This window comes from Acetobacterium paludosum (genome assembly GCF_008086595.1).
Lineage (GTDB): Bacteria > Bacillota > Clostridia > Eubacteriales > Eubacteriaceae > Acetobacterium > Acetobacterium paludosum.
The window spans coordinates 1-728 of record NZ_RXYA01000049.1 but is presented as its reverse complement, the minus strand read 5'-3'; the positions used below and the strand labels follow the sequence as shown (position 1 = coordinate 728).

Here is a 728-nt window from a genome sequence, read left to right as displayed (position 1 = left end):
GAACTGACGGAGCCTTAAGCGGCACCGAAGGTCAGTCCAAACGCCTGGAAGCCATCCAGATCAAACTGACCGGAACCGATGCCGATAAATTTGATATCTATTATCGTGTCCATGCCGAAAATTACGGCTGGATGGGCTGGACCAAAAACGGTGCCAGTGCCGGAACCGAAGGGCTCAGTCTGAGACTGGAAGCCATCGAGATTAAAGTCGTGGCTAAAGACGCCGCCGCTCCGGGAAGCACCGAGCAGAGCTTTGCAACCGGAAACATCAAATGCCGCTACCAGACCCAGATCCAGGATATCGGCTGGCAGGATATTAAAGCCAATGGCGACCTCAGCGGAACCACCGGCCAGTCGTTAAGACTGGAAGGCATCAAGATCAATATTGAGAATGCCGGTTATCAGGTGGGCGTCAGCTATCAGACCCACGTTCAGGATATCGGCTGGCAGGATCCGCAGACCGATGGTGCCATGAGCGGAACCGAAGGCCAGTCCAAACGGCTGGAAGCCATCCGCATCAGTCTCACCGGAACCGATGCCGATCTCTGTGATATTTACTATCAGGTTCATGCCGAAAACATCGGCTGGATGGGTTGGGCTAAAAACGGCGAAAGCGCCGGAACCGCAGGCTTTGCTTACCGCCTGGAAGGGATCCGCATCATGGTGGTGCCGAAAGGAACCGCTGCCCCGGGTTCAACCGATCAGGCTTTTATCAGCAACAACTAATTA

At 54.5% G+C, this 728-nt stretch carries 1 pseudogene; it reads left to right on the top strand.

Going from position 1 to position 728, the window contains the following annotated elements:
* A pseudogene (locus FZC41_RS17125) lies at nucleotides 1–725 on the top strand (hypothetical protein); the annotation flags it as partial.
* Nucleotides 726–728: the final 3 nt, after the last annotated feature.